The organism is Adlercreutzia sp. DFI.6.23 (assembly GCF_024462535.1).
In the GTDB taxonomy this organism is placed as follows: Bacteria; Actinomycetota; Coriobacteriia; order Coriobacteriales; family Eggerthellaceae; genus Adlercreutzia; species Adlercreutzia rubneri.
Window position 1 is genome coordinate 1 of sequence record NZ_JANGBP010000426.1, and the last position, 306, is coordinate 306.

Consider the following 306-nt stretch of genomic DNA (forward strand, 5'->3'; position numbering starts at 1 on the left):
AACGAGGCCGGCGAGCTGGATGCCGAGCTCGAGCAGGCCGCCGCTGAAGCGGTGGCGAGCGCGATCGAGGACTCCGAGGAGCTGGCTGCTGCCAAGGCCGAGGCCGCCGTTTGGCAGGACAAGTACGTGCGCCTGCACGCCGAGTGGGATACCTACCGTCGGCGCATGGCCGAGCAGCGCGAGGCCGAGAAGGTGCGTGCCACGGAGAAGCTCATGGAGAGCCTTATCCCGGTGCTCGACGACTTCGCCCGCTCGGTGGACTACGCCGAGACCAACGGCGAGACCGGCTTGCTCGGCGGCGTGAAG

At 69.0% G+C, this 306-nt stretch carries 1 protein-coding gene; it reads left to right on the plus strand.

What is annotated here, in order from left to right; all coding sequences use genetic code 11:
• Nucleotides 1-306, plus strand: a 306-nt coding sequence (locus NE591_RS14000) for a nucleotide exchange factor GrpE (RefSeq protein ID WP_256156948.1), incomplete at both ends; no start/stop codon positions are given.